A 6,530-nucleotide genomic window follows, 5' to 3' on the forward strand; every position below is an offset into this window, starting at 1 on the left:
GGCCATATCGTCAAGCTGAAATCGTCCGGCGCGGACGTCTTCATGAACATCGCGACGCCGAAATTCGCCGCCCAGGCGATCAAGAAGGTCGCCGAGATCGAGTGGAAGGCGCTGCACATCCTCAACAACGTCTCGGCATCCGTCGGCGCCGTGATCAAGCCGGCCGGCTTTACCAATGCGCAAGGCATTGTCTCGGCGCATTACCTGAAGGACACCACCGACCCGCAATGGGCCAATGATCCAGGCATGAAGGCCTATCTCGACTTCATGACCAAGGATTTCCCCGAAGGCGACAAGCTCGATAATGGCACCGTGGTCGGCTATGGCGTGTCGCAGACCCTGGTGCAGGTGCTCAAGCAATGCGGCGACAATCTCACGCGTGAGAACGTCATGAAGCAGGCGGCGAGCTTGCGCGATTTCCGGACCGAGGTGCTGCTGCCGGGCATCACCATCAACACCTCGGCGACCGATTTCGCGCCGATCAGCCAGCTCCAATTAATGCGCTTCAAGGGTGAGCGCTGGGAGCTGTTCGGCGACGTCATCTCCGCCGACGTCGCCGGCTGACAATCTTCCCACGATGCGAGAAGCCCCCGCAGGAAGCGCTCGCGGGGGTTTATTTTTATCCTGGGAGAAGAGATAACCGGCCGACGCATTCGAACCTGATCGGGGACCAATGACCGACCGCCGCCCGCTATTGCGTGAGATCTTCGATGCCGCGGTCGCCGCGGCGCATCCCGATGTGGTGCTGGCGGCGCATCTGCGCCCCGTGCCCAAAGGACGGATCATCTGCCTCGCCGCCGGCAAGGGCGCCGCCGCGATGGCCGCCGCGGCCGAACGGCATTATCTCGACACGTTGAAGCTCGAGCCGGGCCGCCTCATGGGGATCGCGACCACGCGCCACGGCCATGGCGTGCCGACCCGGCGGATCAAGGTGATCGAAGCCGGCCACCCGATGCCCGACGAAGCCGGGCTGAAGGCGGCGGAGGAGACCCTGCAGCTTGCGGCCACGGCCGGTCCCGATGACCTGCTGCTGGTGTTGCTGTCCGGCGGCGGCTCCGCCAACTGGATCGCGCCCGTCGAAGGCGTATCGTTCATGCAGAAGCAGCAATTGACGCGCGCGCTGCTGCGCTCCGGCGCGCCGATCGGCGAGATCAACACCGTTCGCAAGCATCTGTCGCGCATCAAGGGCGGCCGGCTCGCCCGCGCCGGCCAGAGGGCTGAGATCGTCACGCTGGCGATATCCGACGTCCCGCATGACGATCCCTCGGCGATCGCGTCCGGTCCGACCGTCCCCGATCCGACCACGTTTTCGGACGCCCGTGCCATCATCGCGAAGTACAAGCTCGACATCGATCCGGCGACAGCGCGCGCGCTGGAAGATCCCAACAACGAGAGCTGCAAGCCCGGTGATGCAGCCTTTGCCCGCGCCTCCTATGAGATGATCGCCCGTCCCCGCGCCTCGCTCGATGCCGCTGTTACGCGCACCAAGGCAGCCGGCTATGAGGTGATCGACCTCGGCGCCGATCTCGAAGGCGAGGCGCGCGAGGTCGCAGCCGATCATGCCAGGCTGGCGCTCGCAGCGCGCGCGCAAGGCAAGCGCGTCGCGATCCTCTCCGGCGGCGAACTCACGGTGACCGTAACAGGCAACGGTCGCGGCGGGCCGAACCAGGAATATGCGCTGGCGCTGGCCGATTTGCTCAAGGACATGCCCGACATCGCGGCGCTCGCTGGCGACACTGACGGCGCCGATGGCGGCGCCGGCAGTGCCTCCGACCCGGCCGGCGCGCTGATCGATGCGGCAACGTTTGCGACGATGCGCGCCAAGGACCTCGACCCCAAAGCCTATCTAGCCAACAACGACGCCACCGCGTTCTTCACGGCCACCGGCGACCTGCTGCAGACCGGCCCGACACTGACCAACGTGAACGACGTCAGGGTGATCTTGGTGGATTGAGACGCCGCTCCTTCGTCATTGCGAGGAGCCGAAGGCGACGAAGCAATCCAGCAGATAGACAAAAGACTGGATTGCTTCACTTCGCTCGCAATGACGGCGAGAGCAATCACTGCTGTCGTCCCGGGCAAGCGAGCGAAGTGAGCGCGACCCGGATTCATAGATCCATAGCCACAGGCGTCGATTGTTGATGGCGCTGGAGCTCCAGCTCGCTCCAACAACATGCGGCTGCGGTTACGGGTCCCGGCGCAAAGGCCGGGACGACAGTTGTATTCGCCGGGACAGCGGAGCTGTCAAAGCCACTACCGCGCCTCAAAACTCCTGCGCGATCTTGGTCAGCATTCCCAGCAGCGCGTCGCGCCCCTCCGGGCCCAATAGTTCGACAAGCCTGGCCTCGTGCTTGGTCGCAACCAGCTTCTTGGCCCGCGCCAGCACGTTGCGTCCCTTTTCGGTCAGCATCAGGATGTGCGAGCGTCGGTCATTGGCCGAGCGCACCCGGGTGCAGAGCTCACGGCTCTCCAGGCTGTCCAGCATGGCGACGAAATTCGGCCTGAGGATGCCGAGGGTGTTGGCGATCTCGGTCTGGTTGCGGCCGGGATTGTTGTCCAGCAGCAGCAACACGGAGAATTGCGCCGGCGTGAGCTGCACCGGCGCGACGCAGTCCAGGAAATCCTCGAACACTTTCAATTGGGCACGCTTCAGGGCGTAGCCGAGCAGCTCGGACAGTTCGCCGAGCTGGACCGCTTGCGCTTCATCCAAGGGGCCGGCAGGCTCCTTGTGGACCTCCCTGGAGCCTCTATTGTAGTCCTTGACGCTATCGGCCATGGCGGTCCGCGAACACATTCATTGCGTGGGCTCCGTCCCCTGCAGCGCTCAAAGGCCCCACCCGGCCTTGAGATTATAGTTGATAATTGTTATTCATCATATCAAACACGGGCAGCCGATTTCAACTGCTGCGACCGGCACGGCGCCAACTGCCGTGCCTATCCGGTCACCATGGGGGAGCGTCCGGTCTTGAACACGACGATCATGCTGTTCCTGATCCAGGACGGCATCACCAATGGCGCGATCTATGCGCTGCTTGGCTTGGCACTGGTTCTTGTCTTTGCCGTGACGCGGGTGATCCTGATTCCGCAGGGCGAATTCGTCACCTATGGCGCGCTGACCTATGCATCGCTGTCGTCGGGCCAGATGCCCGGCACCGCCAAGCTCGCGGTCGCGATGGGCATCGCGGCCTTCGCCTTCGACCTCTATGTCGCGCGCAAGGCCCTGCATTGGCAGCGGCTCGTCCGCTCTCTCGCCCTCAATGTGGTGCTGCCGGCGCTGGTGCTGGGCGCCACCTATTGGGCGGCGAGCGTGCGAGCACCGGCAGGCGTCAACGTGGTGCTGTCGCTCGTCATCGTCGCCGCGATCGGGCTGTCGCTGTATCGCATCGCCTTCCAGCCGCTCGCCCATACCTCGGTGCTGGTGCTGCTGATTGCAGCCGTCGGTTGCCATCTGGCGCTGCAGGGCCTGGGGCTGTTGTTCTTCGGCGCCGAGGGCCAGCGCGGCCCGACTTTGCTCGATGCCTCCGCCACGCTTGGCCCGCTGCGCTTCACCGGGCAGGGGCTGGCCGTCTACGGCATCACCGTCGCCTTTATCGTCGGGCTCTGGCTGTTCTTCGGGCTGACGCTCTACGGTAAGGCGTTGCGCGCCACCGCCGTGAACCGCCTCGGCGCCCGGCTGGTCGGCATCCGCACCACGCTGTCGGGCCAGATCGCGTTCCTGCTGGCCTCCGTCATCGGCGCGCTGTCGGGCATCCTGATCGTGCCGATCACCACGCTCTATTACGACACCGGCTTCCTGATCGGCCTGAAAGGCTTCATCGCTGCGATTATCGGCGGCCTGATCAGCTACCCCCTGACCGCGATTGCGGCGCTGATGGTCGGCATCATCGAGTCGTTCTCGTCCTTCTACGCCTCGAACTTCAAGGAAGTGATCGTCTTCATGCTGCTGGTGCCAATCCTGCTGTTGCGTTCGCTGTTGGCGCCCGCGGCGGTCGAGGATGAGAAGGACTAGGCCATGACGCAACGCTGGCCCATTCTCGTCTTCGCCCTGGTCATGCTGGCCATCCCCTATGTGCCCGGCATGCCGCCGTTCTGGCTCGTGCTGCTGGACAATATCGGCCTGTCCGCGCTGGTCGCGATGGGGCTCGTGCTGCTGACCGGGGTCGGCGGCCTCACCTCGTTCGGCCAAGCCGCCTTCGTCGGCTTCGGCGCCTACACCACCGCGGTGCTGTCGGCGAATTACGGCGTCTCGCCCTGGCTGACCTTGCCGGCTTCGCTGATCGTCTCCGGGCTTGCCGCCGTGGTGCTCGGCCTCGTCACCGTGCGGCTGTCCGGCCATTACCTGCCACTCGGCACGCTCGCCTGGGGGCTGGGCTTGTTCTATCTGTTCAGCAAGCTCGAATTCCTCGGCCGCAATGACGGGGTCTCCGGCATTCCGCCGCTGGAGATCGGCGGTTTCCGTATGCTCGATCCCGGCGCCATCTACTACGCGGTCTGGATCGCGGTGCTGGTTTCGGCGGTGTTGACCACGAACCTGCTGGATTCCCGCACCGGGCGCGCCATCCGCGCGCTGCGCCGGGGACATGTCGCCGCCGAAGCCTTCGGCATCCATGCACCGCGCGCCAAGCTTCTGGTGTTCATCCATGCCGCCGTGCTCGCCGGCCTGTCCGGCTGGCTCTATGCCCATTTCACCCGCGCCGTAAATCCGACCCCGTTCGGCGCCCAGGCCGGCATCGAATATCTCTTTGTCGCCGTGGTCGGCGGCGCCGGCTATGTCTGGGGCGGCGTGCTGGGGGCCGCGATCGTCGTCATCCTCAAAGAGGTGCTGCAGAGCTATCTGCCGCTGCTGCTGCACGGCTCGGGCCAGCTCGAGACCATCGTGTTCGGCCTCCTGCTGGTGGCGCTGCTGCAGCTTGCGCCCACCGGCGTCTGGCCTTGGCTGACGGGGCGGCTGACGCTCCGGCGGATAGGCCGGAAGCCCGACAGCGCTATCGAGCTGCCGGCGCGGGTGCGGCCTGAGGCGGCATCCGATGTGCTGCTGCAGGTCGACAATGCCCGCAAGCAGTTCGGCGGCGTGGTCGCGGTCAATAATGTCTCCTTCGACGTGCAGGCGCGCGAGATCGTTGCGCTGATCGGTCCCAACGGCGCCGGCAAGAGCACGACGTTCAACCTGATCACCGGCGTGCTGCGGGCGACCTCGGGAAGTATTTTGGTGCTCGGCAAGCGCATTGCCCAAGCGCCGCCGCAGGAGATCGTCCAGCTCGGCATTTCCCGCACCTTCCAGCATGTCAAGCTGGTGCCCGACATGACGGTGCTCGAGAACGTCGCGATCGGCGCGCATCTGCGCGGCCGCGCCGGGCCGATCGCCAGCATGCTTCGCCTCGATCGCGCCGACGAGGCCAGGCTGCTCGCGGAAGCAACCCGGCAGATCGCACGGGTCGGCCTCACTGAGCAGATCAACCAGCTTGCTGGCTCGCTGTCGCTCGGCCAGCAGCGCATCGTCGAAATCGCCCGCGCTCTCTGCGTCGATCCGATGCTGCTGCTGCTCGACGAGCCGGCCGCGGGACTGCGCCACATGGAGAAGCAGCGGCTCGCCGCGCTGTTGCGCGAGTTGCGCGCCGGCGGCATGTCGGTGCTGCTGGTCGAGCACGACATGGGTTTCGTGATGGACCTTGCCGACCGGATCGTCGTGCTCGATTTCGGCACCAAGATCGCGGAGGGCACACCGGCCGCGATCAAGACCAACCCGAAGGTGATCGAAGCCTATCTCGGAGCCGGTGCATGAGCGCATTGCTGCAAGTCTCGGGCGCGCATGTGTCCTACGGCAAGGTCGAGGCGGTGCGCGACGTCGCGCTCGAGGTCAACGCTGACGAGATCGTCACCATCATCGGCGCCAATGGCGCCGGCAAGACCACCTTGCTCGGCGCCATCATGGGCGTGCTGCCGCTGAAGGGCCGCGTCAACTTTGCCGGCGAGAATCTTGCCAGGCTCGAGATCGAGGACCGCGTCGCGCTCGGTCTCAGCCTGGTGCCGGAGGGCCGCGAACTGTTCGCCGGCATGCACGTCGAGGACAATCTGCAGCTCGGCGCGTTCCGGATGCCGAAGGCACGCACCGCGGCGGGGTTCGAGCATGTCTACACGCTGTTCCCCCGCCTGAAGGAGCGCCGCAAGCAGCTGGCCGGCACACTCTCCGGCGGCGAGCAGCAGATGCTGGCGATGGGCCGCGCGCTGATGGGCGCGCCGAAACTCCTGATGCTGGACGAGCCGAGCCTCGGGCTGGCGCCGATCATCGTCGCCGGCATCTTCGAGATCATCGCGCAACTGCGCAAGGACGGCGTCTCGGTGCTGCTGGTCGAGCAGAATGCCAAGGCGGCGCTGCAGGTCGCCGACCGCGCCTACGTGATGGAGCTCGGCGAGTTCGTGCTGAACGGCAAGGCCAGCGAGATCGCCACCGACAGCCGCGTCGCGGCGAGCTATCTCGGTTTTCACGAGGCCGAGGCGAGCTAGGCTCGCCTCGGGAAGTTCTTCGTCGC

At 65.7% G+C, this 6,530-nt stretch carries 6 protein-coding genes; 5 read left to right on the plus strand and 1 reads right to left on the minus strand.

The window, feature by feature from the left end:
• Positions 1–564, plus strand: a 564-nt coding sequence (locus WA702_RS14270) for an ABC transporter substrate-binding protein (RefSeq protein ID WP_425111182.1), incomplete at its 5' end; no start/stop codon positions are given.
• A 109-nt stretch (positions 565–673) separates the two neighbouring features.
• On the plus strand, positions 674–1,954 hold the full coding sequence (locus tag WA702_RS14275) for a glycerate kinase type-2 family protein (protein WP_425111183.1): 1,281 nt from the start codon (positions 674–676) through the stop codon (positions 1,952–1,954).
• A 309-nt stretch (positions 1,955–2,263) separates the two neighbouring features.
• On the opposite strand, the gene WA702_RS14280 is transcribed toward WA702_RS14275, so the two are convergent.
• Entirely contained in the window at positions 2,264–2,776 is a 513-nt protein-coding gene (locus WA702_RS14280; protein ID WP_425111184.1) for a MarR family winged helix-turn-helix transcriptional regulator, read from the minus strand.
• Between the two features lie 189 nt (positions 2,777–2,965).
• On the opposite strand from WA702_RS14280, the gene WA702_RS14285 reads away from it, so the two are divergent.
• The 3 genes from WA702_RS14285 to WA702_RS14295 are packed head-to-tail and all read left to right on the plus strand — an operon-like array spanning position 2,966 to position 6,504.
• The gene (locus WA702_RS14285; protein WP_425111185.1) at positions 2,966–4,009 is read left to right on the plus strand and encodes a branched-chain amino acid ABC transporter permease; all 1,044 of its coding nucleotides are present in this window, start codon (positions 2,966–2,968) and stop codon (positions 4,007–4,009) included.
• Positions 4,010–4,012: 3 nt separating this feature from the next.
• Entirely contained in the window at positions 4,013–5,782 is a 1,770-nt protein-coding gene (locus WA702_RS14290) for an ABC transporter permease subunit (RefSeq protein ID WP_425111186.1), read from the plus strand.
• Entirely contained in the window at positions 5,779–6,504 is a 726-nt protein-coding gene (locus tag WA702_RS14295) for an ABC transporter ATP-binding protein (RefSeq protein WP_425111187.1), read from the plus strand. The genes WA702_RS14290 and WA702_RS14295 overlap by 4 nt, the downstream gene beginning before the upstream one ends.
• Positions 6,505–6,530 lie beyond the last annotated feature (26 nt).

It is taken from the genome of Bradyrhizobium sp. (assembly GCF_049798375.1).
GTDB lineage: Bacteria > Pseudomonadota > Alphaproteobacteria > Rhizobiales > Xanthobacteraceae > Bradyrhizobium.